The sequence below is a fragment of the Hymenobacter arizonensis genome (genome assembly GCF_900115775.1).
GTDB classification, from domain to species: domain Bacteria; phylum Bacteroidota; class Bacteroidia; order Cytophagales; family Hymenobacteraceae; genus Hymenobacter; species Hymenobacter arizonensis.
The window spans coordinates 281,333-307,890 of sequence record NZ_FOXS01000001.1; the positions used below are offsets into that span (position 1 = coordinate 281,333).

Genomic DNA, 26,558 nt, shown 5'->3' on the forward strand with positions numbered 1-26,558 from the left:
GGCCGGACCCTGTTGCAGGCCCAACTTTGTCCCGAACTACGGAAAAAAGCCCGGCATAGTAGCACCGCGAAACAAAAATCATTACGAATGACTTCTTCTACTCCCCACAAAGTTGTAACTTCGGGATATCCAAACCCGGCGTAGCCGCCTAGCCCTCACCGCCGCTAACCTCGCAAGCCTATGCTCTTCGTCGACATGCTTTTTGTGATGGTGGTGGCCATCTCCTTCATCCCGATTATCACCGGCTACTGCGCGCATAGCCGTGGCCGGTCGTTCTGGCTGTGGTTTGCCTTGGGGTGGATGCTGCCGCTGGTTTCGTTTTTCTTGCTCTTCGCCCTCATCGCCCGCGACGAGCTCCACCCCGGCCGCCGCTTGCTTGGCGAGGCCCGGCAGATTCTGCGCGAAGCCGAAGAAGCCGCGGCGCGCGTCCGGGCCGAGAAGTAGCGCAAGCGCTACCCGGCCAGCCTTGCAATGCCATAAAGGCCAGTGTCCGTTGCTGCGCAGCTCTTGGCTGTTGCCCGCAAAGGCTATCGCGCCGCCTGCCACGCCAGCACTCCTTTTGCCGCCCACGCGCCAGTGCTAAAACAGCCTTGCAGTAAATAGCCGCCCGTGGGGGCTTCCCAGTCCAGCATCTCGCCAGCCACAAAAGTGCCCGGCCGCTGCCGCAGCATGAGGTGTTCATCCAGCGCCGCGAAGGCAATGCCGCCCGCCGTGGAAATGGCTTCGTCGAGGGGGCGCAGGCCGGTTGCGACAATGGGCACGGCCGCGAGCAGCGCCGCCAAGGCCGCAGAGTCCAGCGCGGCCACGTTGGGCTGAACTTCCCGCAGCAGGGTGGGTACTTGGGGCGCCAAGTTCAATGACTTGCGCAAAAAATCGGGCAGCGAGGCTCCCGGGCGACGCTGCTGCAGCTTGGCCAAAAGCGCCGGGGCCGGCAGGTCGGGTTTCAGATTGAGATGCAAAACTGCGGGGCTGCCGCTGGCCAGCGCGGCCCGCAGCTGCGGCGTGAGAGCATATACGGGCGTGCCCTCCAAGCCATACTCTGTCAGCATAATCTCGCCGCGCACGGCGGGGCCATCGTTTACACGCAGGCCAATGTTTTTTAGGGGAGCCCGGCCAATTTTTGCCTGGAAGAACGGCGACCAAGCCACTTCCGCGCCACAGTTGGCGGGTGCGAAAGCCGTCACCGGCACACCGAGCTCCTGCAGTATTGGCACCCAGGCGCCGTTGGAGCCAGTCTTGGCCCAGCTGGCGCCGCCCAGGGCCAGCACCGTGGCTGCGGGCTCCAGCACAAACTCACGGTGGGCTTCCGGTCCATCTGTTTCATCCACAAGCCTAATTCCAGTTGGGCCTGCGAACCCCAGCCAGCGGTGTCGGGTGTGCAGCTCCACGCCCAGCTCGCGCAGCCGGGTTAGCCAGGCGCGCAGCAAGTCGGCGGGTTTGTGCGCGGCTTCGGGGAAGATGCGCCCGCTGGTGCCCACAAAAGTGGCGATGCCCAAATCGGCGGCCCAAGCCCGCAGCTCGGCCGGCGAGAAGTGGCTAAGCAAGTCGGCGAAGCGCCCGGCTTCGGCACCGTAGCGGCTGGCGAAGCGGGCCAGCTCCTCGGCATTGCTCAGGTTGAAGCCCCCGTGCCCGGCCACCAGAAACTTGCGCCCCACCGTGGCCTGGGCCTCGAACACATGCACCTTGCGCCCCGCTTCGGCCAGGCGCTGGGCGGCCAGCAGGCCGGCGGGGCCGCCGCCCACCACGGCCACAAAGGAAGAATTATCGAAAAATGCGTCGGCCACAACCATAAGAAACGAGGGCTCCAAGGTACGGCCACGGCCGTCGCCAAGGTTCGCCAAAGGCTATTTGCCGGTTAGCTTTGGTCCATGGGACCCTATTCTATCCTCATCGGCCTGAGCCTGGCCGTGCTGCTTTCCTACCTGTTCGACCTCACGGCGCGGGCTACCAAAGTGCCGTCGGTACTACTGCTGCTACTGGCGGGCATCGCCCTTAGCCAGGCCAGCATCTACTTCAACATGCCCATTGCCGTGCCTGCACTGGCGCTTCAACTGTTCGGCATCGTTGGGTTGATATTCATTGTTTTAGAAGGCTCACTCGACTTGCGCTTAACGCCCGAAAAGTGGCCACTGGTGCGTCGCTCGTTTTTAGCAGCAAGCCTCATCATGGTGGTGCAAGCCGGGGCCATCACTTGGCTGCTGCACGTGTACCTCGGTGTGGGCTGGCAAAGCGGCCTCGTAAATGCCGTGCCGCTGGCCGTGGTAAGCAGCGCCGTAGCCATTCCGAGCGTGGCCGGCCTGGGCGGCGAAAAACAGGAGTTCATCATCTACGAAAGCACCTTCTCCGACATCATCGGCATCATGCTTTTCAACTTCGCGCTGCAGGACAACTTTGCCCAAGGCTGGTCGGTGGTCACCTTCGGGCGCGATGTGGTGGCGGTGCTTATGGTAGCGGTGCTGAGCACTGCGCTACTGGTGTTCTTGCTGGGCCGGCTGCGGGCCCACGTGAAGTTCTTTCTCTTGTTTGCCTTCCTAGTGCTCATCTACAGCCTGGCCAAGAAGCTGCACCTGTCGTCGTTGGTGCTGGTGCTGGTGTTTGGCTTGGTGGTAAACAACGCCGATTTGCTGGCCCACGGCCCGCGCATGCAGCGGCTGCTGCGCCCCGAGATTCTGGCCGCCGAGCTGCAGCAGCTCAAGAGCATTACAGCGGAGTCGGCTTTTCTCATTCGCACGTTCTTTTTCCTGCTCTTTGGGTTCTCCATCACCCTGTCGAACCTTGTGAGCTGGACCCTGCTCTTTCAAGGGGCGCTCATTGTGGGGGTGCTCACCCTCATTCGGTTTGTTTACCTAAAATATGTGGCCCGTACCGACCTCATTCCCGAGTTGTTCATCGCCCCCAAAGGGTTGATATCGGTGCTGTTGTTCTACAGTATCCCCGAGCGGCTGTTGATTGGCGAGGTCAGCGAAAACATACTGTTCGTGGTGATTCTCTTCACCGGAATCCTGATGATGATAGGCCTGCAGTTGGCGCATCGCAGGCCAGATATGATTGAGGTTTGAGCCGGCATCCGTTGTAGAGACGCGACACTTGGCGTCTCGGCGTCTGCGCCGTTAGGGAATCGTTCAGGTACCGTTCAACGCCGAGACGCGAACCGAAGGTCGGCGTAGCCAAGTGTCGCGTCTCTACAGCGTTCTAATTTTCCAGCGCTACTATCTTATCCTACGCCTCGCTCTCCAGAATAAGCTGCCTCCGGTAGCGGGCCAGAATGGCCGACTTCAAAATGAAGCCTAGGTAGCGGCCATCTTCCTCGCACACCGGCAGGGCCCAGGCCCCTTGCCGGTCAAGTTGAGAAAGGGTATGTTCCAGGTCATCATTGGGGCCCACCACGGCCGGGGCGGGCTTCATCAGCTCGCTTACCTTGGTGGTGGTGTAGTGGGCATCGTCAAAAAGGGCATCACGCACTGTATCAAGGCTGACTACCCCAAGCAGGCGGCCACCGGCGGCCACCACCGGAAAGAGGTTGCGCGAAGAATGGCGGAAGATTTCGACCAGTTCGCCGAGCGTGGTGCTGGGCCTCACGGGAATAAAGTCGGTTTCGAGGAGCTTGCGCGGGTCCAACTGGGCCAGCAAGCCGCGGTCACGGTTTGCGTATACGTCCACGCCGCGGGCAGTGAGCTTACGGGTGTAAACTGAGTAAGGCTCGAAGTATTTGGTAATAAGGTAAGATGAGCTGCTCACCAACATCAGGGGTACGAACAGGGCGTAACCACCCGTGATTTCGGCAATCAGGAAGATGGCGGTGAGAGGAGCGTGGATGACGCCCGCCAGCGTGCCGGCCATGCCTAGTACCACAAAGTGCACCTCGGGGATATAAGTCAGGCCGCTCAGGTTGATGAGCCGGGCAAAGAAAAAGCCGGCCAGCGCCCCCGCAAATAGCGACGAGCCAAACATGCCACCATTGCCGCCGCTGCCCACCGTGATGCTGGTAGCCACCACTTTAAGTAGTAAGCTGAAGAGAACCAGTACCAGCAGCAGCCAGGGGTTATCATCCTGATAAACCGAGAAGATACTGCCATCGGTGAGGCGCTCAGCGTGGCCGCTCAGCAGCAATTCCACGGTATTATAGCCCTCGCCATAAAGAGTCGGGAAGAAGAAGATAAGGATGCCGAGCGTGGTGCCGCCCAGCAGCACTTTGCGCCAGTCGAGGCCCGGCCACCGGTCAAAAAAGCGTTCGAACCAGTGGTAGGTTCGAATCATGTACACCGAAAAAACCGCTGTGAACAAGCCTAGCAGCACGTAGAATGGCACGGCATCGACGGGCCAGCTGGTGGTGATGAGCACGAAGGGCTGCCCGACGTACAGCGCTTTGGAAATTACCGTGGCGGTGGCCGAGGAAATCAGCAGCGGAATGAAATACTGCGCCGGCAACTCCAACAATATGGTCTCAACGGCGAACAGCACGCCGGCAATGGGCGAGTTAAAGATGGCCGCCACGCCCGCCGCCGCGCCGCAGCCCGTGAGCAGGCGCCGCCGCCGCCGGTCCACGTGCAGCACCCGGCCGATGTTGGAGCCCAAGGCGGCCCCAGTTACGGAAATCGGGGCCTCGGTACCGGCCGAGCCACCGAAGCTGACCGTGAGGAAGGCCGTAATCATCTGAGAATACAGCTTGGAGCGGGGCACGATGCTGTTCTCCCGGGCGGTGCTGTAGATAATCGGCCCTATGCCCCGGCCCAGCTGCCCGCCCAGCAAATATTTCGTAACCAGCACCGTGAGCGTGATGCCGATGATGGGATAAACCGACAAGGCAAATACCCGCTGCGGTTCCGAAATAGCCCCTTGCAGAAGGTTGACCTGCGCCCGGATAGCTGTCTTGAGCAATACCGCCGCCAAACCCGCTCCGATGCCCACCAAAATGCTCAGGAAGAGCATGTACATCCGCTCGCTGACGTGGCGGGCCCGCCAAACCAGCAGCGGGCGCAACAATCGGTGGACGGCGTGATGAGGCATGGGCAACAACGGCAGGTTAACGCATTAATCAGCAACGCAAAAATCGGGCGGGCGGATGCTGGCTCAGGCAAAAGCTCGGTGAACCCACCAAAATTCACGCCGAATCCATCCCGCCCGCCCGAACCTGGGTTATAATTCCATGATGTCTTCGTTCCAGAGCGTGGGCTCGGCCTCTATGAACTCATTCATCATATCCACGCACTCCTGCAGGTCGAGGTCGACCACTTCCACGCCGTGGCTTTCGAGGAAAGCGCGCGACTCGCCAAACGTGCGCGACTCGCCCACCATCACCTTCGGGATTTTGAATTGCACGATGGTGCCGGCGCACATGTAGCAGGGCATCAGGGTGGTGTAGATTACGGTGTCGCGGTAAGTGCGCTGGCGGCCGGCATTCGTTAAGCAGTCCATTTCGCCGTGCTTAATGGCAGAATCTTCCTGCACGCGCTTGTTGTGCCCGCGGCCCACAATCTTGCCGTCGCGGATGAGCACCGAGCCGATGGGAATGCCCCCTTGCGACCGGCCCAGGCGGGCTTCGTCGATGGCGGCTTGCATGAATTCATCTTTGTTAGGGGTGGGATTAGACGTCGACATATAGAGGATAGTAAAAAAAGCGAGACGGCAAAGGTACAATTGAAGCTAGGCTGGCGCTTCAACGCAACCGTCCTTTGAAAGGCATAATGGTGGAGTCGCGCATCAATAATTTATTTTCAGTTAAGGCACCCGCTGCAGGTATATCAAGGTGGTCACGTAGGGGCGTTGGGGCGTGTACTTGTCGTTAACTAAAAAGTAGCCGCCTCGGTACGCCGCAATGCCTTCCCAGTTGTAGCCCCAGTACTGTTCCGGAAACTCCCACAGGGGGCGCCACGTGAATTTCTTTCCCTTCCACTCAAGGTCCAGCAGGCGAGAGTAGCTTCGATACGTTCCGTTCTGCTGAATTAGCTTGGCATTGTCAAGGTCGCCGGCAGGTGTCCGATATACCGCGTCGTCGCCCCCGCCCTGAAAGAAATAGTTGATGGCGGTGAAGTGGTTTTTCTTTCCGGCGGTGACATCGGTGAGGCGGAAGGGGAGTTGCGCCACCTGCCGCTTACGGGGCGTGCGGAAGGATGTCCGCTGCCGCTTGTTGAACTCGTAGGCGTAATTGTTGCCCGGGAAGGAGTTGTATTCAAAGAAGGCAAACAAGCGCTTGCCCGATTTAGCCAGGGCTTCGAAGCCAGCATTGTAGATATGAGAACCATCGGCGGCAACGGGCTTGGGGAGCGGTACGCAGAAGGCGGTGTCGAGGACCACCGCGTCCCCGCGCAAGGCGCCTTTGAGTAAGTAGCCGTTGGGGGAGGGGGTGTCGGTTTCCACGGTGAGGTACACCACCTCGCCGTCGATGAGCAGCGCTTCGAGCCCTTCGTAGCGCTGCCCCGCCGCATTGATTTTGGCTTGGAGCACCGCCAAATTCAACAAGGACAGTTTCTGGAACGGCAGGGCATACGTTGAGTCCGTAAGCTGCCGGTCCACATCGGTGAGTGACACGGCGTACAGCTTTCCTTCGGCGTGGTCTTGCAGCCGGCTTTCCGACATGAGAAACAACGTGCCCGTGCTGATGAAGAGCCCGGAGAATTGGTTGTCAGCCGACGCTACCTCCTTGGGAAGCGTTATCCGACGAAGGGTAAACTGCGGTTGCTGGGCGAAGACGGGCAGGAGGGAGCAGCCGAGCAAAAACGTGAATAGGAACTTCATTACCTCTGGTTTGCCGCCGTTATTTCTCATGATAGTATCTCGCTCCGGACTCATACGCGACGCGCATCTGCTGTTCCACTTCCCTCTGCACCAAGTTCGGGATGACCCTACGCGCGCCACGCCGCGTAGTGCCATGCTAACTCCAAATCTGCGTTCAGTTCCTGTGTTCAGTGCGCACTGTATTTGATTTGATTGCTGCAGTTCGTCCGGGCTTGATAAGGTCCTTCGCAAGCTCAGGATGACAGAGGGAGTAAGGTTTAGCGGGCGCAGATGCCTTGATAGGGGCAGTGCTCGCACTTTTTCAAATCGTCGGTTTTGCGAATGGGCTCCGTGGGGTCCAAAATTCGCAGTACAATTTTACTCACCAATTCCTCGGAAACCCGGATAAAGTCTTCTCCGTTTGGGGTCAGAAAGCTTAAGTCAGCCGAAAGCAAGCCTTTGTCCAGGTTGCGCATCGACACGATGGCGGTGTTTTCTGTTTCGCGCTTTTCGGTGCTGGCCAGCATGAGGCGGTAGAGCCAGAGTTGGCGCACTTTGTCGGCGCTGGACGTGGTCTCCCAAAGCAGGCGCTCGGTGGCTTCAGCGGGCGTGAGCTTGCCGCGGTTGCTCAGGTTGAGGTCGTTGGCTTCGACGAGGCCAGTTTTGTAGTCTACCACGCGCAGGCGGCCGTCGGGCAGCTGGTCCACCCGGTCGGCTTTGCCGAAGAGGCGCACAGCCAGCTTGCCCGAGCCGGGCACGTCGACAAACACCGTGGCGGCCAGGTCTTTCTCCAGGCTGAAGAGGCGCAGTGGCAGGCCTTCGCTCTTTTCCAGCCCTTCGAGGTAGCGGGTGATGAGGCGCACCGCCACTTGGCCGTACACGTGGTTTAGGCCTTCGTCGGGGCGGGCGTGCTTATCGGTTTCTTCTTGGCGCAGGGCCTTGCGCACTTCCTCGGGCACTTGATTTAGAAGCTCCGGAATGTCGGCGGCCGTAATGGGCCGGGCCTGCTGCTCGAAAGGCATCATCAGGTTCTCCAAAGCCGCGTGCACCATGGTGCCGAAACTGCCGGCTTCCAGGGTTTCTTCCACGGCCTCGTTTTCATGGAAGCGGGCCACTTTGGAGAAATAAAAACGCAGGGAGCACGCCAGGAAATCGTTGAGGCGGGAAGGCGAGATGTTGCGTTCTAGCACCCCGCGCAGAGCCGAGAGCATTTCCTCATCTTTCTCTAGAATGAGGTCGCCTTCGTAAGGGTCAACCCGAACTTCAGTATCGGGGCCGGCTACGGTTACGGTCAGGTCCTCCAGTGTCAGCTGCGGGTTTTGGGGCAACAAGTCGTTCTGCAGCTGCAGCAGGAAACGGCTGCGCTCCCCGCTTTTGATGCCCTCGGCGCCGGGCAGCACGTGCACCAGGTCGACGCGTTGGGCACGCTGCAGCAGGCGCCAGAAGTTGTAAGCCGTGATGGCTTCGGCATCGGCGTAGGTAGGCAGCTTGAACTCCTGCAGCACGTCGTAAGGAAACAGTGACTGCTGCTTCTTAGGTGCTGGCAGCACGCCTTCGTTGCAGCTCAGGATAATGACGTGGTCGAAGTCCAGGGCCCGGGTTTCCAGCAGGCCCATCACCTGCACATCGGCCAGGGGCTCGCCGCTGAAGGGCAGGCGGGTACGGCCCATCTGCTCATACAGAAAGCGCCGGAATGAGCGCACCGACAGGCGCTGCTCGCGGCAGTCGAATGCCGAGTCGAGCTGCTTAATCAGCGTATAGAACAGGTACAGGTACTCGGCCTCGATGCCGGATTGCTTGTCGGAATATACCTGCTTCAGCAAGTCAATCAGCGTGTGGCAGGCGGCAATGATGTCGTCGCAGTTGTTCCAGGTCTTGAATAGGGCCTCGATAATGGGGTGGTGCGAGCCCAGTTTCAGCAGTTCGCTGGCGGGCAGCAGCACGGCGTTGAGGCGCACAATTTCGCGGCACACGTGGTCGAGCACGCCGTGGTACTGGGGCTGGTCGGGCTGGCGGTCGAGCCACTGCTGGTAGCGCCGCAGGAAGGGGTGGCCCAGCAGTTTGGTCACGGCCAGGTGATGGTAGCGGGGCACGCCGTAGCCGGTTTCGGCGCTGCCTTCCCGGATGCCGGTTAGGTGCACCTCAAACAGCAAATCGACCAGGTTGAACAGGGGCGTGGCCTGGAAGCTCAGGCCCATGGTCACGTTGTAGTCGGGCACCTCGTCGGGCGGCAGGCCGTGCAGTACGGGCAGCAGCAGGGTCTCGTCGGGCAGCACCACGGCCACCGACGAATCGGGGTACCGGCGGCGGGCTTCGGCCAGGAGCTGGCCGGCCAGCTTGCCCTGCATGCTGGGGTTGGCCACGCCCAGGTAGCGCACGTGGTGGGGCTGGCCGCGCAGCCATTCCACGCCGCCGCCCATGTTCTCGCGCGGCAGGTTCCAGCTTTTAAAATAGCGCCGCAGGTGCTGGCCGGCCCGGTTGGGCGAGGCCTCTTCCAGGTAAAACGGGTCGCCATCGAAGCGCACTTCGGCCCGCCCAACCCCAATGAGCAGGCGGATGAGCTTTTCCTCGGACTTCGACAAGTTGCCTAGGCCCACAAACACGTGGCGCGCCACTTCGGGCTCGGCGGGGTCCTGGATGCGCTTTTCCATTTTCTCCACGGCCATGCGGTAGGCCAAGCCGGGGTAGGCGAGGTGGTTGGCCAGCATGCGGCGCTTCAGCTCGCGGTATACTTTTTCGAGCTGGTCCCAGAAGCTGAACGAGTGCGCGGCGGCCTTGCTTTTTTCGGGCAGGGCCTCGAGGTCCCAGCGCTCCAGGGCCTTGGCCTGGCTCAGGTACTCAAACACCTTGCGGGTGGGCGCCAGGTTTTGGTCGAGGTTGGAAAAGTCACTCAGCAGCAGCCCCGCCCAGCCCACAAATCGGTCGAAGTCGAGGCTGGTGTCGATGTTTTTAAGGATGTCGAACAGCAGCAGCTGCAGGGCAATGGGCTCCTCCACCTGCACACCCGCCAGCTCCACCATGTAGTCTTCCATGGCGGCCACGCGCGGGGCCCACAGCGGGGCGCCCATGGGCAGGGCCAGGGCCAGCTCATTCTTAAGATACACCACCGCGCGCCGGGTGGGCACTACTACTATTATATCAGACAGCTCATCGAGCGGGCCGGAACCGTAGCGGTCCAGCAGCTCGCGGGCGGTGGCGGCCAGGAAGGAAATAGGAGCCGTGATGGGCGAATCGGAAACAGAAATCGGAGCGGAAGCAGACGGGGCAGGCATTGAGGTAAAGATACCAGAAGGGGAGCGGAGCGGGGCAGGAAAACTGGTTTAACCGGGGCTTTTGCTGCCCAAAAAACAGTTTTACACTCTCCAACACCAGTTGCCTACAAGGGGTGCTCCAGCCAGGGCTGCGTCTCGGAGTTGGCTACAAACTCATGCAGCAGCTCCAGCAGCTCGGGGCGGGTGTGGGGGCGCGGCACCAGCAGCCCGGGCGTGTCGGGTGGCACGTAGCTGAGCAGCTTGCGCAGGTCCAGGGCCGTGGCAACGCGAAAGCCCATGGTCCAGGTGGCAAAGCTGCGGTAAAGGCTGGAACCGTCGCTGAACACCCGGCAATTGTAGTGGCGGGGGTCGACGGAAATGCGGTTGTAGTAAAGGTTGCGTATTTCTTGCTCCTCGCCTTCCAGCACTTGCAAAAAACGCCCGTCTGGGGTGTACAGCAATAGGCCGGTAACGTCGTGCTCCAGGTTATAAGCGCGGGATTGCCTTAGCAGAGCGTCGAGCTCCGGCGTTTCGAACGGAATAAGCGACTGGCTCTGATAAATGAGTTGGTATAAGCCCATGGCCTCAAGGTGTTAGTTCAGCAAGGTTTGGTTTCGCACATGGCGCTAGCTAGGGGCAAAGCGCAAGGATTGGAACACCAATTTACAAAATATATAATGCATTTTACTTTAAATAGAACTTTGGTTTGAAGCAGGGTATTTTCTGGTGCTGATAGTCTTGCGCCTCCGGGCCAGATTCAGGGTTCAGCTATTCCCTTTCTGATTTTCTTTGCGAGCTCAACTGTGCCCCATACGATGCGCTTACCCTTACTATTGATGTTAACTACTGGCCTGCTGGCGGTTTCTGCCCAGGCCCAAACCGTTCCCGCCGACAGCGCCCAGGTAACCGCGCCGCCCCCGCCGCCGCTCTGGCGCAAATCGGGCAAGACCGGCCTGGGAGTCAACGAGTCGTTGCTCAGCAGCAACTGGCGCGGCGGGGGCGTCAATACCATCGGTCTCAACGCCCTGGCCAACCTGAAGGCCAACCGTAAGCTCGGCGTGCATAGCTTCGACAACGAATCGGACTTCCTGTTTGCCTTCTCCGAAACCAAGGGCCTGGGCTACCGCAAGGGCCAAGACCGCCTGTACCTCGACACGAAGTACGGCCGCGACATCAGCTCCGATTGGAACATGTTCCTATCGCTAAACCTGCTCACGCAGTTTGCCGGCGGCTTCAAGTACGACAAGGATGCCGCCGGCAACGAACGCGCCCAGCAGGTTTCCAGCTTCTTCGCGCCTGCCTTCATCACCGCGGCCTACGGCTTTGAGTACCACCCCAACCCCACGTTTCGGATTCGCCTGGCGCCCTTCGCCCCACGCCTGACGGTGGTGAACCGCGCCGAGCGATTCGTGGAAGTGCTCGGCGACACGCCCTACGGCGTGAACCCCGGCCGCACCAGCCGCTGGGAAATACTGGCTGCTCAGGTCCTGGCCGAGTACGATAAAACCCTCAGCCCCACCGTCAGCCTAAAAGCCCGCTACGTTCTGTTTGCCAACTACAGCAACTTCAACACCAAAGAAATTGACCACCGCCTCGACCTCGGCCTGACCGCCAAAGTTGGTAAGTACGTGAACGTAGCCGTCAACGGCATTGCCCTTTACGACTTCGACCAGGATGCCGGCGTGCAGTATTCGCAGGGGCTCAACATCGGTATCGCCTACGCTTTCAAGAATTTTGTGGATGAGAAGAAGTAGCGTATAAGAACCGATTTTTTTCCAAGCAAAGAGAAATTCTTAGGAGAGCTATGTAAGCAAACGACAAGACATTTAATACCGACACCAGTATGCAGTCGACCGTGTTGGTAGCGTTGCGCACGAAAGAGGAAGCCAAATCCCTGAGGAATCGTCATCCACACCACTTCACTTTAGGAATCCAAACGTGTCAATTGGCCTACTTATGTAGAGGGTGATTCCGCTCAATTACCTCCACTACTTTCTGTCAGTTTCTGAATTACATCGGCTTTCAACGCCGGCAGGTGATTGTGGATAATTGCCCAAACGATGGCCTCGTTTACGTTGTCATAAGAGTGGATGAGCCGGTTGCGGAAATCCACCATTTGCTTCGTGTTGGGCAGTTTGGCGGAAGGCTCTACACGGCGCAAGTGGTTCACAGCTTCGCCAATAATGGCTAACTGGCGCTCCACGGCACTTCTGGTTTTGAGGTCGGCTTGGTAAGCGGGGAAAGTCGGTGTATCAAGCACAAACTGGTCAATTAACTCAATGGCCCGCCGAATATCAAACAGGTATTTCTGTCCCTGTGGCGTCATAAAGTAATTGTTTTGTGCGCTCGATTTCGGCTTTTAGAAATGGATTCTGCAGTGACTCCGGCGTCAGCAAATCTACCCGGCGTTTCAAGAGCGTTTCCAGCTCCGCCCAAAGGCTGAGTAAATTTTCACCTTGGGTTAGCGGCGGCATGGGAAGTAGTGTTACCAATGCATCTATGTCGCTACGTATTGCATCAAAATTCCTTGTCACAGCCGAGCCAAACAGATATAGCTGTTGGACGCCGTGCTGGCGGCATAATGCCTGTATTGCAGGTACAAAAGAGCGGACAGCAGGATGTAACACGTGTCTAAGTTACGTGAAAAGCCGCTTCTGGGACTATTTACCGCAGCGCGTAAATCCGCTCAATTATCTCCACCACCTTCAGGCCCTCCAACGCATTAGTAGTAATTGAGCTCCGCTGCTGCACGGTATCCACCACGTTCTCGATGACCTGCACGTGGTTGGCGGCCGAGCCTTGGAAAGTGCCGTAATTATTGGCCGCGTTGGTGGCAGGAAGGTCGGGCAAGGTGTAGCCTTCGAGGTGGCAGTACTCCACCTTGTCCATGTATTGGCCTGCTATGCGCAGGCTGCCGCGCTCGGCCACCACCGTCAGGCTGCTTTCGAGGTTGCGGTCCCACACGGCGGTGCTGTAGCTGAGGGTGCCGCTGCCGCCGCGTATCAGGTCAAAAGTTATGAGGCCGCTGTCCTCAAATTCGGTGAGACCGGCGTGGTTAAAATCACGGAAGCGAGCCGAAATATTGGTGATGTCGCCAAACGCCCAGTATAGCAAATCGACGAAGTGGCTGAACTGCGTGAAGAGCGTGCCGCCATCCAGGGCCTGGGTGCCTTTCCAGTTGCCGGGGCGGTAATAGCGGGCGTCGCGGTTCCAGAAGCAGTTGAGCTGCACCAAGTAGACCTGGCCAAGTAGGCCTTCCTCTACAATTTGCTTGAGCCAAGCGGCCGGGGGCGAATACCGATTTTGCATCACCCCAAACACCAATTGGCCCGTTTGCTGGGCCGTTTGCACAATGGTTTTGGCGTCTGCAATGGTTATTGCAAGGGGTTTTTCAACTACCACGTGCAGGCCGTGGCGCAGGCCAGCCACCGCTTGTGGGGCATGGCAACCGTTGGGCGTAGCCACGGTCAGGACATCGGCCACGGGGCCTTGGTCCAGGAATTCCTCGAGTTTAGTAAAAAATGGAACACCAGGAAATTCGACGGCCAATTCCCCTTGTAGCTCGGCGCGCACATCAATGAGCGCCACCAGGGCCGCACCGGCATGACGAGCAATTAGCGCGGCGTGACGGCGGCCGATGTGGCCCACTCCGCAAATTGCAAATCGTACTTCGGGGAAAGAATTGCTCACAAGTAAGAATTAGCGCCCAAAGTAAGTGCAGAGGCATTCAATAATGTAATCCTGCTGTGCCACCGTCAGCAACGGATGAATTGGGAGCGACAGCACCCCGCCGCCTAGTTGCTCGGCTACCGGAAACTGCCCGGCCTGATAGCCCAGGTAGGCATAGGCCGGCTGCGCGTGCACCGGCAGGTAGTAGTACACCATGGTAGGCACCCCGCAGCGCTGCAAAAAGTGCCGCAGCTCGTCGCGCTGGTCCGCTTCGGTGAGGGTGACGGTGTACTGGTGAAACACGTGGCTGCTCCTGGCATCACGCCCCGGAATAAAGAGGTTGGGAATGCTGGCCAGGGCCGCATCGTAGCGAGCGGCCACGGCTTGGCGGGCGGCCGTGGCAGCGGGCAAGTGTTGGAGCTTAACGCGCAGCAAGGCCGCCTGTAGGGTATCGAGGCGGGAGTTGAGCCCGATGTGCTGGTGGTGGTATTTCTGGCTTTGGCCGTGGTTGGCAAGCTGGCGGAGCAGGGTGGCCCGAGCAGGGTCGCGGGTGAAGAGAGCGCCGCCGTCGCCCATGGCACCCAGGTTTTTGGAGGGAAAAAATGACGTGGTGCCTATTTCACCCACAGTGCCAGCAAAAGCCGTTTCCCCGCTGCTGAATTGGAATGTAGCCCCGATGGCCTGGGCATTGTCTTCAATAAGGGCCACGCTGTGTTGGGCAGCCACGGCGAGCAAGGCTTCCAGGTCAGCACATTGCCCAAACAAATGCACCGCAATAATGGCGCCCGTGCGCGGGGTAATGGCGGCCTCAACTGCTGCCACCTCGATATTGAAGGTATCGGGCCGCACATCTACCAGCACGGGGCGCAGGCCCAGTAGGGCAGCGGCCTCAAGCGTGGCCACGTAGGTGAAAGCCGGCAGAATGACCTCGGCCCCGGGGGGCAGCTGCAGGCTCATCAGCGCCAGCGTCAGGGCATCGGTGCCATTGGCGCAGGGAACGACGTGGGTACCGCCCAGGTACGAGCCCAATTCTTCCGCAAACTGGCCCACGGCGGGCCCTTGGATAAAAGCGGCTTCGGCCAATGTGGCGCGCACGGCTGCGTCCAGTTCCTCCTGAATAAGGGTGTGCTCGGCGCGGAGGTCCAGGAAGTGAATGGGAGCAGGAGGGGCAGGCAAAATGGACACAGAGGGGAAGCAAAGCAGGCTTCAAAGATAGAGTGCTGCCCGCCACAGGGTAGCTGCTGCCATCCAGGAGCTGCCTGGCCTAATTGAGGAGCCTGTTAGGCAAGCAGGCACTTAATAGTCCTGCAAAGAACCGTCTCCTGCCTTGAATTGAATGTCATCTTTTCGTTAAGTACATTTCAATAGGCTGCATTCAGCCTGCGCACCAAAGCCAGCCGCCTGGTTGCCAAGCCTACAGCTCCCCCAAAATCCAGTACAGTTTCAGCAAATCGAATTTGCGGAGGCTGGGCCGGTCCGAAAGCAAGCTGCTACGCAAAGAGGGCGACAGTACCCGAAGGGTCGAACGCGTGGCCGGTGCCAGCCCGAAACGCTGCAGGCGGAGGGCCGTTTGCAGCAGCTGCGTGTCGGTGCCCAAGCCAGTGGTTCGGTACAGATAGGCCAGGTTGCGAACGGCCTGCCGGCTCTTATCAAGGAAAATATCGGCCGGTTCCAGGCCCATGTGCAGCACCGGGTTGTCGAGGTGCACAATGGGCACCTGGGCGCGGGCCAGCTCCAACCCCAGCTTGGTGTCTTCGTGGCCGTAGCCCTTCAGTTCTTCATCAAAGGGAAACTGCGTCAGGATTGCCGCGTGCATCAGCGCGTTGTTGATGGCAAGCTGCGCGTGCGGGGCCTGCTGGCGCACCGTGGCCGGCCGGGCTTCCCGGTTTCGGCCATAGTACCACCGAAAATAGGAGGCCGGGTGGGCGGGCGGCGCTTGGGTATAGCACGTGCCCCCAATGAGCAGGGGAGCAAGATGGCGAGCCGCGGCGTAACGCGCCAAAAAATGAGCATCCGGCAGGAGGCTGTCGTTGTCGAGCAGCAATAGCCATTCCTGGCGTTCGGAAGCCGCGACGAGCTGGTTGCGGATGGCCGCGCGGCCCACATTGTGCGGCAGCTCGTGGTAGCGAACCCCGGGCCGGCAAGCCAGCGGCCGGTTGGCTGCCCGCGTTTCCTCGCGCGAGCCGTCATCAAACAAAATGATTTCTATCGGGCCCGGCCAATCGGCCCGCTGCGCAAGCAGTGCATCAACCAACTCGTTGACGTCCCAATTGAAAACCGGAATGAGTACCGAAAGCCCAGGCGTCATAGAAAGTGACCGTTAAGCGTGAGCAAATCAGCAAAATACCCGGCCAAAATCCGTTGGAATCTAACGCTGCTTGGTCGAATCCAGCAGCTCACCATCCTTACAGGTGAGCACGCGGTGCGGGTACTTTTCAATCAGCTGGAAGTTGTGCGTGGCCATGAGAATGGCGGTGCCTGAGTTGTTGATTTCCCCAAACAGCTGCATGATGCTGTCCGACACGTCGGGGTCGAGGTTGCCGGTGGGTTCGTCAGCCAGCAAAAGCACGGGCTCGTTGAGCATGGCGCGGGCAATGACCACCCGCTGCTGCTCGCCGCCCGAAAGCCGGTGCGGCATGCGGTTAGCGGTGCCGTTGAGGCCCACCTGAGTAAGCACGTCGCTGATGCGCTGCTGCTTCTTGGCCTTGCCCTTCCAGCCGGTCGCGTTCAGCACAAACATCAGGTTTTCGGCCACCGAGCGGTCGGAGAGGAGCTGAAAGTCCTGAAACACAATGCCCAGGCGGCGGCGCAGATACGGCACTTTGCTGGCCGAGAGGCGCGACAGCGGAAAGCCCGCCACCGAGCCAGTGCCGCTTTGCAGGGGCAGGTCGGCATACAAGGTTTTTAGCAGCGATGACTTCCCGGAGCCCGTGCGGCCCACCAGGTAGGCAAAAGCACTTTTCTCCAGCGTAAACGTCACACCTTGCAGCACCGCCTGCTGCTCCTGCATGATGGTGGCGTCGTGTAACTCGATAACGTTTTCAATCACGGGGTTCTCGGGGTTAGATGGCCAGAGGCCGCAGCTTGCCAAATTCCAGACCCGCAATCACGGCAGCCAGCTCGGTTTCTTTGCCTTCGAGCCCGTAGCGGTGCAAATCCTTGAGCGGGCGGTCGGCCCGGAAGTAGGCAATGAGCACGAAGGCCTCGTCCCGCAGCTGAATGTAATCCGGGATTTTGGCCTTGCCCTTTACTTTGATGATGTACATGGTCTTGAATTATGAGTTATGAATTAGGAGTTATGAGTTGGGGCTGTGCACATTTAAGGGCACCGTTAAGTAGCTCTGACTCCTACTTCATAACTCATAATTAAGCGTCAGCATTAAGCATTGACCTTCTTGTGGTCGGCCAGGAACGTGGCCAGGCCCTTGTCCGTAAGCGGGTGGTTGAGCAGGCCGGTGATGACGTTGAGCGGGCACGTCACGACATCGGCCCCAATCTCGGCGCACTGAATCAGGTGCGGCACGTGGCGCACGGAGGCCGCCAGCACTTCGGTGGGGTAGCCGTAGTTGCTGAAAATCTGTACGATTTGCTCAATCAGTTGCAAGCCGTCGTGCCCGATATCGTCGAGGCGACCTACAAAAGGCGACACGTAGGTGGCGCCTGCTTTGGCCGCCAGCAGTGCTTGGCCGGCCGTGAAAATCAGGGTGCAGTTGGTCTTGATGCCTTTGTCCGCGAAGTACTTGATGGCCTTGATGCCGTCCTTAATCATCGGCACTTTCACCACAATGTTGGGGTGCAGCTCGGCCAACTCGTCGCCCTCGCGAATGATGCCTTCGTAATCGGTGGCAATAACTTCGGCCGACACGTCGCCATCGACCATCTCGCAGATTTGGCGGTAGTGCGCCATCACGTTGTCGACGCCCCGGATACCTTCTTTGGCCATCAGCGAGGGGTTGGTGGTTACGCCGTCGAGTACGCCTAGCTCTACGGCTTCGCGGATGTCGTTGAGGTTGGCAGTGTCAATGAAGAACTTCATGGTTTAGCTATTAGCTGTTAGCTATTAGCTGTTAGCCTTATATCAACAAAGCCTCCGAAACAGAAGCTAACAGCCAGGAGCCATTAGCCAACAGCTAATAAAAAAGAATCGGCCCCAAAGCTACTCAACGTGCCGCCAAAATGCGGAAATGAGCAGCGCTGGGGCCGACAGGAAAGGGCAAAAAAAAGCAAGCCAAAATCGCACCGCTACAACCACTTACCCTTGCTACCTTCCGGTCCTGGGGGAGTTCAGCAGGAGCTGGTCGTTCTGACTTGCCGTTGCAAAGGTACTCAGAAAACATGCAGAACGGCAAACCCCACACCTTTTTTTAAGGAGGAGGTGTTCGAGCCACCGGTTCGGATAGGGAGAGCTCTCCGAATTTAGCTGGCGCTGAAAGGTCCCTTTCTTTATATAAAAAGAGGCGCTAACCGTTCTGCTATCCCGCTTACCTTTGCGGCATGGAACGACTTATCATTCTGGATTTCGGCTCGCAATACACGCAATTGATAGCCCGGCGCATCCGTGAGCTGCACGTGTTTTGCGAAATTCACCCCTATACCCACGCCCCGAACCTCGTTTTGACTGAGGATATTCGGGGCGTTATTCTTTCCGGTTCGCCCTGCTCGGTGCGCGAAGAAGGCGCGCCCAACCCCGACCTGAGTCACCTGCTGGGCCACGTGCCCGTGCTGGGCGTGTGCTACGGCGCACAGCTGCTGGCCTACCAGGGCGGGGGAGAAGTGACCCCCGCCACCATCCGCGAATACGGCCGCGCCCGCCTGGCCGAGCTAAACGCGGAGTCGCCGCTGCTACACGGCATGCACGCGGGCTCGCAGGTCTGGATGTCGCACGGCGACACCATTCTGACCCTGCCCGCGGGCTACAACATCATTGCCAGCACGCCCGAAGTAGCGGTGGCCGCCTTCAAAATCGAAAGCCAGGACACCTACGGCATCCAGTTTCACCCCGAGGTAACCCACTCCACCGAGGGCAAGCTTCTGCTGGCCAATTTCGTGGTCAACATCTGCCAGTGCGCCCAAAGCTGGACGCCCGACCACTTCGTGGATTCGGCCGTCCTGGCCCTGCAAAACACCATCGGACCTGATGACCAGGTGATTCTCGGCCTTTCCGGCGGCGTCGACTCCAGCGTGGCGGCCCTGCTGCTGCACCGCGCCATTGGCCCGCGTCTGCACGGCATCTTCGTGGATAATGGCCTGCTGCGGCAGGACGAGTTTGCCACCGTGCTCAAGGCCTACGAAGGCCTGGGCCTGAACGTGACCGGTGTGAATGCCGCGCCCGAGTTTTACGCCGCCCTTAAAGGCCTTAGCGACCCCGAAGCCAAGCGCAAGGCCATCGGCCGCACGTTTATTGAAGTGTTCGACCGCGAGGCGCACAAAGTGGAAGGTGCCGCGTGGCTGGCCCAGGGCACCATTTACCCCGATGTGATTGAGTCGGTGTCGGTGCATGGCTCGTCGGTTACTATTAAGAGCCACCATAATGTGGGCGGCCTGCCAGAGATGATGAAGCTCAAAGTAGTGGAGCCACTGCGTATGCTCTTCAAAGACGAAGTGCGCGAAGTTGGTGCCGCCCTGGGCCTCCCGGGTGAGATTTTGAACCGTCATCCTTTCCCCGGCCCCGGCCTCGGCATCCGCATCCTTGGCGACATCACCCCCGAGAAAGTAGACTTGCTGCAGCGCGCCGACGGCGTGTTCATCAACCTGTTGAAAGAGCACGGCCTTTATGCCCAAGTATGGCAGGCCGGCGCCATGCTGCTGCCCGTGCAAAGCGTGGGCGTGATGGGCGACGAGCGCACATACGAGCGGGTGGTAGCCCTACGCGCCGTAACCAGCGTGGATGGCATGACCGCCGACTGGGCTCACTTGCCCTATGAGTTCCTGGCCGAGGTTTCGAATAAAATCATCAACCAAGTGCGGGGTATCAACCGCGTGGTGTATGATATTTCGAGCAAGCCGCCGGCTACGATTGAGTGGGAGTAACATCCTAGTTTATTTCAACATAGGAGAACGTCATGCTGAGCTTGTCGAAGCATCTCTACCTCTATACTAATCCTATTAATTGGGTTACTATTGAGGTAGAGATGCTTCGACAAGCTCAGCATGACGTTCTTTTTATAGGTTATTCACGGCACTTCTTTTTAGCCTGTAGTATATGCGTTTTCACTGCCTGCAGCACATGCCCGATGAAGGGCCGGGTCACATCGCCGATTGGCTGGCTGCGCATGGGCACTCCCTAACGTTTACCCGTCTTTTCGAGCCTAGACCGGTTTTTCCTGAGCTTAAAGAGTTCGATGGTTTGGTGATTCTGGGCGGGGCTATGAGTGTGCACGACGAGGAAGGCTGCCCTTGGCTAGTGCCCGAAAAAGCCTTCATAAAGGAGGTGCTGCGGGCCGGGAAAATCACGTTGGCGATTTGCCTGGGCGCGCAGCTAGTGGCGCTGGCGCTGGGCGCCGAAGTGCGGCCGAACCATGAGCCGGAGATTGGCTTTTGGACGGTGCGCTTTTCCAGCAAGTCGCTGGAGCACCCGCTGTTGCTTGGGTGGCCGGAGAAAGCGGCGGTGCTGCACTGGCACCTCGATACTTTTACGTTGCCGCCGGGCGCCATGCGGGTGGGCATGTCGGCGGGTTGCGCCACGCAAGGTTTTGTCTGGGGCGACGGCATCATTGGCTTACAGTTTCATCCTGAATTCACAGTGGAGATGGTGGAGAAATTGATGGAGTTTGAAAACCACGAGACTGCCGAAGAACAGCAATTCGTGCAAACGGCCGAGCAGATTCGCAGCAAGATGAAATCGGTGTGGAAAGGCCGCAAGCTGCTGGAGTCGCTGATGGCGAACATGGTGGCGCTGCACGAGGGGGAACTGCTGGCGTGAGTGCAAGCCCGACGGAACCTCACCCCCGGACCCCCTCTCCAAAAAAGAGGGGGAACCTGACGAGTTCGTTGAATGCAGAGCCGGTGCCCCCTCTTTTTTGGAGAGGGGGTCAGGGGGTGAGGTTCTTCAGAACAGCGAATTTAATACGCACTAAAACCCTTTCGGCAACTCAATCCCCTTAATAGTCTTGTACAAGCTCAGCGCATTCTGGTCGGTCATGCCTGCCACAAAATCGGTGAGAAGCAAGATTTTCTCATAAGCTGATACGCCAGCCTGGTGCCCTTCGGCGCGGAATTGCTCGGGGAGCAGGAGCAGCAATTTGCGGCTGCGGTGGCCCTGGCTTTGGTCGAAAATGGCGCAGAGGAAGGCATCTAGTAACCCGCCCAGCACTTCGAAGCCAGCGGCTTCAATTTCCAGCACGGGGCGGCTGCGGTAGAGCTTCTCGATACTGAGGCGCTGCACTTCCTGCAAGTCGGCCCAGCAGGAAAGCTCCTTGATTAGGGGTGAATCGTATTCACCGCTCAGGATGGCGGGGGCATGCTGCGCAAAGAGCGTGGCGGTTTCGGCCACCAGCTTGCCAATGAGCCGGGCGCGGATGTAGCCAAGCTCTTCGCGCCAGTCGTGCCACTGCACGCTGCCCACGCGGCTGGCCGGGTCGTTGAGCATCTTCTTGAGCAGACCCAACCCGGCCTGTGGCTCAATTAAGCCGAGTTTCAGGCCGTCTTCGAAGTCGATGATGCGGTAGCAGAGGTCGTCGGCGGCTTCTACCAAAAAGGCTAGCGGGTGGCGGTGGGTAAAGCCCAAGGCGGGGTCGCCTTTGGGTAGCAAACCTAGCTCGGCTGCCAGGTGCTGGAAGCGTGGGCTTTCGGTTTGAAAGTGGCCGTACTTTTTCTCGGAGGCACCGCCAAGCTTGGCCTCATTTGGTACAATGCTGGGCTTGGGGTATTTGGTGAAGGCACCCAGGGTGGCGTAGGTGAGGCCCAGGCCAGCGGTGCCGGTGCTGTGGGCCGCGTAGGTGTGCGTGAGGATGCGGAACCCCGCCGCGTTGCCTTCGAAGTGCTGCAGGTCGGCAACCTGGGCGGGGGTAAGCTTCTCCAGGTAGGGCGCGGCGGCCGCGCTGGCAAAGTAGCTGCTGATGGCGTCCTCGCCGGAGTGGCCGAAGGGAGGGTTGCCGATGTCGTGGGCGAGGCAGGCGGCGGCCACAATGTCGCCGCAGTCCTGGTCGAGGTTGGGGAGGAGGTGGGCCAGAGCGGCATCGTCTTCCAGCAGGTGGCGGGCGGCGAGGCGGCCCAGGGAGCGGCCCACCACGGCGGTTTCCAGCGAGTGGGTGAGGCGGGTGTGCACGAAGTCGGTTTCGGGCAGCGGCATCACCTGCGTTTTACGCTGCAGGCGCCGGAAGGCGGAGCTGAACACCACCCGGTCGTAGTCCTGCACGAAGGCCCCGCGAACGGGCGTCGCACTGGGCGGGGGCAGAAGCTGGTTGGGAAAGCGGCGTTGCGAAAGCAGGCGCGGCCAGTGCATGGACTTTTCCACGGGGAAGGCAGTTGAACGGGTGGAGGCGCGAAGAAGCAAGTGGGTGAGGGCAAATTGCTGCGCCGCCTCGCCCACTTGTTCCTACTCGGCTAGCTTTTTATCCAGCAACCGGAAGGGGTTGGCTTGGTTAAGGTTGAAGACGAAACGGATGCGGTCCGTGAAGTCCTTGCGGCTATCGGGGAAGCCGTTGTTGTACTGCGAGCCGGCCACGGGGAGGTAGAGCTCGAAGAAGTTGCGGATGACCGGCACCACTACGCCCGCATCGTAAAAAAGGCGCTGCGAGGACGTGCCATTAGCTGGCTGGCGTTCGGCGGTGGCGCCGAAATCGGCGAATACGGCGAGGCCCGTGATGGGCAAATCGGCCTGCAGGTTGAGGGTGCTGAGCCATTCGGTGCTGAAGGCCGGCACGAAGGCTTTGAAGGCGCCGTCGCGGTTGTCGGTCTGGTGCACCTGGGCCGTGAGGGAGCGAGAAATCTGCTGGCGGTCGAGGAAAGCCGTTTGGCGGCGGTAGTCGGGGCTGCCGCTGAGGCCGAGCACAAATAGATTGTTGCTGGATTGAGTTAGGAAACGTCCGCCGAACAGGCGCACGTTCACTCGCTTTTTGGGGGCGTAAAACCGTTCGTAAGTAGCGTGGGCGCGGAGCAGCAGGGCCGAGCTGTTCTTCAACTCGCCGCTGGGCTGCTTGTCGAAGTTGTTGGCCTCGACGTGAGCCGTCCAGTTGTGGAGGGCGTTGCCGCCGCGCACCCCGTACTCGGCGGTGAGCACGTTGGTCAGGCCCTCGTCCTGGTCGTCGACGGAGGTAAGGGCGAATTTTGCCTCGTGCTGGGGCTGGTCGTAGGCCGAGTGCGGGAAAACCACCGTCACGCTGGGCTCCACTTTCAGGTAGCGCTCAAAGCGCTGCAGCAGCAGGCCCGTCACCACCTGGCGCGTGTAGCGGGTGGGCAGCACGTTGAGCTTGAAGGAAGCAATGCCGTTCAGCTCGTTGCGGTTGAAGCTGTACATGGGCATGGCCAGGTACTGCACCTTTTTGGTAGTGAGCGGACTGTTGTAGAAGGCCGCGCCGAGCATGAATTTATCGAAAGTGTTGGCTCCGATGACAGGCAGCCAGCTGATGGCCGACCGGTCCCAGCGCTCCACGCTGGCCACGGGCTGCAGCCGCACCGGCTCCCAGCGGCGGAAGTTGCCGCCCCCGAGCGCCAGCCGGTCGTCGCGGCGATTGAGCTGGGGCGTCAGGTACTCGGCATCGACCACCACGGCGGCCACATTTTCAAGGCGGAAATTGAGCTGGCTTTCGGCGTCGTCTTCTGGGTTGCCCATGGGCAGAGACCACAGGGTTTGCAGCACTTTGCCCTGGGCATCAACCGTCGACACGGGCACGGCCCAGAGCACGGGCGAATCGGTGCGCACCAGCACTTTTACTTGGTCACCAATCTGCTGAATGGCGAAAATGTCGGCGTTGTATTCGCGGGTATTGGTGAGCATATCCTGAAAAAACCAGTCGAGTTTCTGCCCTGTGCTTTCCTCAAATGTGGTTTCTATATCCTCCGGGTAAGGGTGCTTGAACTGCCACTTGGTGTAGTAGGCCCGCATGGCGTCGTCGAACTTCTCCTGGCCCAGGTAGCCCGCCAGGTATTTGAACAGCGCGGCAGTTTTGAAATACACTATCACGCCGTAGTTCACCTGGCCGTACTCGGCCGATGTTGGGCCCTGCACCGGCTGGTCGAGCCCGCGGCTGGCCATTACCTGGTAGGGCACTTGGTTGAGGGCATTGCCGGGCAGGTTTTCCACGCCCAGGGCCTTGGCCGCAGCCGGGCTTTTGTAGATGTCCTGCAGCATGCCGGCCTGGGGGTTGTCGCGGCCCTCTACCCGCAGCTGCAGGTAGCTGTTCAGGCCTTCGTCCATCCAGGGGAAATCACGCTCGTTGCTTCCCAGAATGCCGTAAAACCAGTTGTGGCCCACCTCGTGAATGATGGCCGCAGGCTGAGTCACGGTCACCATGGGGTACTCCATGCCTGAGCCGGCACTCAGGGCGCCATCGACGGCGGTGGCCGAGGAATAAGGGTATTCACCTACCCACTGCGAGTAGTAGGTGAGGGCGTCGTTAACGTCCTGCAAGCCTTTAATCCACTTCTCGGCGTCGGTGTTGGTGAACAGCACCCAGGAGGTTACCGTGCGGCCTGAGGGCAGGGTTACGCCGCTTTTGAGCACGTTATAGCGCTTGTCGGCAAACCAGGCGAAGTCGTGTATCCGGTCCTGCTTGTAGCGCAGGGTTTTGGTGGTGGCGTCGGAAGCCGGAAACGCTAGGTCGTTGCCGAAGTCTTTGGCGGTGGTTTTGAGCGCCGCGGCAGCGGCTAAACCGTCCATGCGGGCGCGCTCGTCGGGATTTTGCAGCTCGCCGGTGGCTCCCACGGTGTAGTTGGTGGGCAGCGTGATGCTCACGTCGAAAGAGCCAAACTCGGAGTAAAACTCGCCCTGGTTGAGGTAGGGCATGGGGTGCCAGCCGCGTCGGTCATATACTGCCGGCTTGGGGTACCACTGCGTAATCTGATAGCTCTGCCCCACGTGCCCAAGCCGCGAAAACGAGGCGGGTAGCTTCACCCGAAACGGCGTACTAATGGTGGCGGTGGCCCCCGGCGCCAGCTTTTGTGGCAGCACAAGCTTGGCGATATCCGGATTCAGTGGGTCGAATTCGAGCTTGGCTGCCTGGCCGTTTACCTTGAAGTCGAGGCCGTCGATAAAGCCCCGGTCGGCGGCTTTGGCAAACTGAAACTTGCGGTCGCCGTTGCGTAGCTGCTGCTTAGCGAAGGCGGTGGTGTTGTCCTTGTAGGCGTTGGGCCAGAGGTGAAACCAGATGAAGGAAAGCGCCGCCGGGGAGTTGTTGACGTAGGTCAGCTCCTCGCGCCCCGTGAGCTCATGGGCTTTGTCATCAAGCGTGACGTCGATGGAATAATTGACTTCCTGTTGAAAATAAGGAGCGGAAGATGGGCGCGGCGGGCGGGCGGGGCGGCTCGTTTTGGCCGGGCGCGCCGATTTGGCCTTTTTGGTGGGCTGGGCCAGGGCCAGGCCCGGCAGCAGGGCCAGCAGGCCCAGGAGAGTACGTGTGTTCATGCTGAAACTAGTGAGCCGGTAGTAGAGCCCGCGCCCATGCCGCGAAGCTACGGCGCGACTACGAACCAACTGGTCTTACCGAATCTGCTTGCTGGTTTGGCCTACCTTGGTGCGGCCCCAGAGAGGTAGTTCCAATCCCACCGCCGCAAACTATGAAACGACCCCCTTTTGAAATTCACCCGATGCTCTCTGACGACACCGTGCTCCTGCGCTCAATCGCGCCGCACGAGGTTTCGCAACTCATTGCCATTTCATTTTACGATGCCCAGCAGGCCACTACCCTTGACCAAGCAGCTACCATGCTGGCGAGAATCAGTGAAGACTACCGCGCCGGAAACACCATTCATTGGGGAATTGAGGACACCCTCACCCATCAGCTCGTTGGCACGTGCGGCTACTACCGCGGGTTTGAGAAGGGGAGGGGCGAATTGGGCTGCGTGCTACTGGAGCAATTCCGTGGCCATGGATACATGGCAAAAGCCCTCAAACTGGCAGTTGACTTCGGCAGGGATGAAATGAAATTGAAAGCGGTTGTGGCCATAACAACAAGACTCAACCATCCGGCCGTACGTCTTCTGGAAAGCCTTGATTTTCGGGAGGTAGCAGCGTTGCCAGACGGCTATGTGGAATACAGCTATCCCTTTCGGGCCGAGTCATAGCGCACTTGGAGCGCTCAGCGGGTTTCTTCCTCGTGCGTGCGCCCCAGCAGCCGCACCGTGCCGTACCCAATCAGCAGAAACACGCCAAATACCATGGTCACGCCCCAGGTGCGCGGGTGGTTGAGCGGGTTCACCAGCCGGTTGAGGATGTCGTAGAACAGCGTGAGCGGGTTGGCCAGCACGTCCCAGGAGTTGAAGCGCAGGTAGCGGCCCAGGTAGATGCCAAAGCTGCTGAGCAGCAGCGCGGCCGTCACAAACACCCAGCCCATCCACAAGCCCAGCCGCCGCTGCACCAGCGCGTGCATGTCGAGCAAAGACGCGTAGGCCAGCATCAGCCCGTTCCAGGAGCAGCTCAGTATCAGAGCCAAGTCGTACCAATACGGCACGCCCTGCCGGGGCTCAAGGTGAAACAGGTCGGTGACGAGGTAGGGGGCATTGGGAAAAAACAACAGCCAGGCCGCACCCACCAGCAGCAGCAAAAAGGCGCGCGGCGGCGTGGCCGCCAGGGTCAGTGCCGCGCTCAGGCAAAAAGGAATTGCCGCCAGAAACAGATTCCAGAGCAGGAAGATGAATTGCAGCCGCCCCGTAAGCAGCACCCGGCCCCCAATCAGCACGAAACTCAGGCCCAGCGAAAGCGCCAGCACAAAATACAGCGGCAGGCGGCGGCGCAGGGCTTCGGAGGAGATGGGCATGGCGCTAAGA

At 59.6% G+C, this 26,558-nt stretch carries 23 protein-coding genes and 1 other RNA gene; 6 read left to right on the forward strand and 18 right to left on the reverse strand.

Annotation, left to right across the window (positions count from 1 at the left end; genetic code table 11):
• Positions 1-180 precede the first annotated feature (180 nt).
• The gene (locus BMZ66_RS01180; protein ID WP_092668173.1) at positions 181-444 is read left to right on the forward strand and encodes a hypothetical protein; all 264 of its coding nucleotides are present in this window, start codon (positions 181-183) and stop codon (positions 442-444) included.
• 83 nt (positions 445-527) lie between these two features.
• Here BMZ66_RS01180 and BMZ66_RS01185 read toward each other — a convergent pair whose 3' ends face one another.
• Positions 528-1,784 (reverse strand): BaiN/RdsA family NAD(P)/FAD-dependent oxidoreductase, encoded by a 1,257-nt coding sequence (locus tag BMZ66_RS01185; protein WP_214606936.1) that lies wholly within the window; start codon positions 1,782-1,784, stop codon positions 528-530.
• 84 nt (positions 1,785-1,868) lie between these two features.
• Here BMZ66_RS01185 and BMZ66_RS01190 point away from each other — a divergent pair, with 84 nt between their 5' ends.
• A complete protein-coding gene (locus BMZ66_RS01190) occupies positions 1,869-3,059 on the forward strand; it encodes a cation:proton antiporter domain-containing protein (RefSeq protein ID WP_092668175.1) in 1,191 nt (396 codons plus the stop codon).
• A gap of 160 nt (positions 3,060-3,219) precedes the next feature.
• On the opposite strand, the gene BMZ66_RS01195 is transcribed toward BMZ66_RS01190, so the two are convergent.
• The 5 genes from BMZ66_RS01195 to BMZ66_RS01215 form a co-directional block, all read right to left on the reverse strand.
• Positions 3,220-5,007: a chloride channel protein gene (locus BMZ66_RS01195; protein ID WP_092668176.1), complete on the reverse strand. Its 1,788-nt coding sequence runs from the start codon at positions 5,005-5,007 to the stop codon at positions 3,220-3,222.
• Positions 5,008-5,136: 129 nt separating this feature from the next.
• Positions 5,137-5,598: a nucleoside deaminase gene (locus tag BMZ66_RS01200; RefSeq protein WP_092668177.1), complete on the reverse strand. Its 462-nt coding sequence runs from the start codon at positions 5,596-5,598 to the stop codon at positions 5,137-5,139.
• Between the two features lie 120 nt (positions 5,599-5,718).
• Positions 5,719-6,735: a hypothetical protein gene (locus BMZ66_RS01205; RefSeq protein ID WP_092668178.1), complete on the reverse strand. Its 1,017-nt coding sequence runs from the start codon at positions 6,733-6,735 to the stop codon at positions 5,719-5,721.
• A 257-nt stretch (positions 6,736-6,992) separates the two neighbouring features.
• The gene (locus tag BMZ66_RS01210) at positions 6,993-9,986 is read right to left on the reverse strand and encodes a PD-(D/E)XK nuclease family protein (RefSeq protein ID WP_092668179.1); all 2,994 of its coding nucleotides are present in this window, start codon (positions 9,984-9,986) and stop codon (positions 6,993-6,995) included.
• Positions 9,987-10,090: 104 nt separating this feature from the next.
• On the reverse strand, positions 10,091-10,546 hold the full coding sequence (locus BMZ66_RS01215; RefSeq protein ID WP_092668180.1) for a BLUF domain-containing protein: 456 nt from the start codon (positions 10,544-10,546) through the stop codon (positions 10,091-10,093).
• Between the two features lie 255 nt (positions 10,547-10,801).
• Between BMZ66_RS01215 and BMZ66_RS01220 the strand changes: the two genes are divergently transcribed.
• Positions 10,802-11,719, forward strand: coding sequence for a DUF3078 domain-containing protein (locus tag BMZ66_RS01220; RefSeq protein ID WP_234794934.1), 918 nt, complete (start codon positions 10,802-10,804; stop codon positions 11,717-11,719).
• Between the two features lie 221 nt (positions 11,720-11,940).
• On the opposite strand, the gene BMZ66_RS01225 is transcribed toward BMZ66_RS01220, so the two are convergent.
• From BMZ66_RS01225 to ffs, 9 genes are all read right to left on the reverse strand, one after another.
• Positions 11,941-12,291, reverse strand: coding sequence for a HepT-like ribonuclease domain-containing protein (locus tag BMZ66_RS01225; protein WP_092668182.1), 351 nt, complete (start codon positions 12,289-12,291; stop codon positions 11,941-11,943).
• Complete coding sequence (locus BMZ66_RS01230) at positions 12,260-12,592, reverse strand: nucleotidyltransferase family protein (RefSeq protein ID WP_092668183.1); 333 nt, start codon at positions 12,590-12,592, stop codon at positions 12,260-12,262. The genes BMZ66_RS01225 and BMZ66_RS01230 overlap by 32 nt, the downstream gene beginning before the upstream one ends.
• A 37-nt stretch (positions 12,593-12,629) precedes the next feature.
• Positions 12,630-13,655 carry a Gfo/Idh/MocA family protein gene (locus BMZ66_RS01235; protein WP_092668184.1) on the reverse strand — a complete coding sequence of 342 codons (1,026 nt, stop codon included), beginning with the start codon at positions 13,653-13,655 and terminating at the stop codon, positions 12,630-12,632.
• A gap of 9 nt (positions 13,656-13,664) precedes the next feature.
• Positions 13,665-14,819, reverse strand: coding sequence for a DegT/DnrJ/EryC1/StrS family aminotransferase (locus tag BMZ66_RS01240; protein WP_092668185.1), 1,155 nt, complete (start codon positions 14,817-14,819; stop codon positions 13,665-13,667).
• 229 nt (positions 14,820-15,048) lie between these two features.
• A complete protein-coding gene (locus BMZ66_RS01245; RefSeq protein ID WP_092668186.1) occupies positions 15,049-15,942 on the reverse strand; it encodes a glycosyltransferase family 2 protein in 894 nt (297 codons plus the stop codon).
• A gap of 60 nt (positions 15,943-16,002) precedes the next feature.
• On the reverse strand, positions 16,003-16,644 hold the full coding sequence (locus BMZ66_RS01250) for a cell division ATP-binding protein FtsE (protein ID WP_092670174.1): 642 nt from the start codon (positions 16,642-16,644) through the stop codon (positions 16,003-16,005).
• A 52-nt stretch (positions 16,645-16,696) separates the two neighbouring features.
• Positions 16,697-16,900, reverse strand: coding sequence for a fructose-6-phosphate aldolase (locus tag BMZ66_RS01255; RefSeq protein ID WP_092668187.1), 204 nt, complete (start codon positions 16,898-16,900; stop codon positions 16,697-16,699).
• Positions 16,901-17,013: 113 nt separating this feature from the next.
• Entirely contained in the window at positions 17,014-17,670 is a 657-nt protein-coding gene (gene fsa, locus BMZ66_RS01260; protein ID WP_092668188.1) for a fructose-6-phosphate aldolase, read from the reverse strand.
• A gap of 181 nt (positions 17,671-17,851) precedes the next feature.
• An RNA gene (ffs, locus tag BMZ66_RS01265) (signal recognition particle sRNA small type) lies at positions 17,852-17,949 on the reverse strand.
• A 179-nt stretch (positions 17,950-18,128) separates the two neighbouring features.
• Between ffs and guaA the strand changes: the two genes are divergently transcribed.
• Entirely contained in the window at positions 18,129-19,664 is a 1,536-nt protein-coding gene (guaA, locus tag BMZ66_RS01270) for a glutamine-hydrolyzing GMP synthase (RefSeq protein WP_092668189.1), read from the forward strand.
• Between the two features lie 172 nt (positions 19,665-19,836).
• Complete coding sequence (locus BMZ66_RS01275) at positions 19,837-20,556, forward strand: type 1 glutamine amidotransferase (protein WP_092668190.1); 720 nt, start codon at positions 19,837-19,839, stop codon at positions 20,554-20,556.
• Between the two features lie 150 nt (positions 20,557-20,706).
• Here the strand turns inward: BMZ66_RS01275 and dgt are convergent, their stop codons facing one another.
• Together dgt and BMZ66_RS01285 are read right to left on the reverse strand one after the other, a co-directional pair.
• The gene (gene dgt / locus BMZ66_RS01280; RefSeq protein WP_234794935.1) at positions 20,707-22,089 is read right to left on the reverse strand and encodes a dGTP triphosphohydrolase; all 1,383 of its coding nucleotides are present in this window, start codon (positions 22,087-22,089) and stop codon (positions 20,707-20,709) included.
• An 81-nt stretch (positions 22,090-22,170) separates the two neighbouring features.
• On the reverse strand, positions 22,171-25,197 hold the full coding sequence (locus BMZ66_RS01285) for a M1 family metallopeptidase (RefSeq protein WP_092668191.1): 3,027 nt from the start codon (positions 25,195-25,197) through the stop codon (positions 22,171-22,173).
• Between the two features lie 152 nt (positions 25,198-25,349).
• On the opposite strand from BMZ66_RS01285, the gene BMZ66_RS01290 reads away from it, so the two are divergent.
• Complete coding sequence (locus tag BMZ66_RS01290; protein ID WP_092668192.1) at positions 25,350-25,856, forward strand: GNAT family N-acetyltransferase; 507 nt, start codon at positions 25,350-25,352, stop codon at positions 25,854-25,856.
• 14 nt (positions 25,857-25,870) lie between these two features.
• Here BMZ66_RS01290 and BMZ66_RS01295 read toward each other — a convergent pair whose 3' ends face one another.
• Positions 25,871-26,548, reverse strand: coding sequence for a DUF1361 domain-containing protein (locus BMZ66_RS01295; protein ID WP_092668193.1), 678 nt, complete (start codon positions 26,546-26,548; stop codon positions 25,871-25,873).
• Positions 26,549-26,558: the final 10 nt, after the last annotated feature.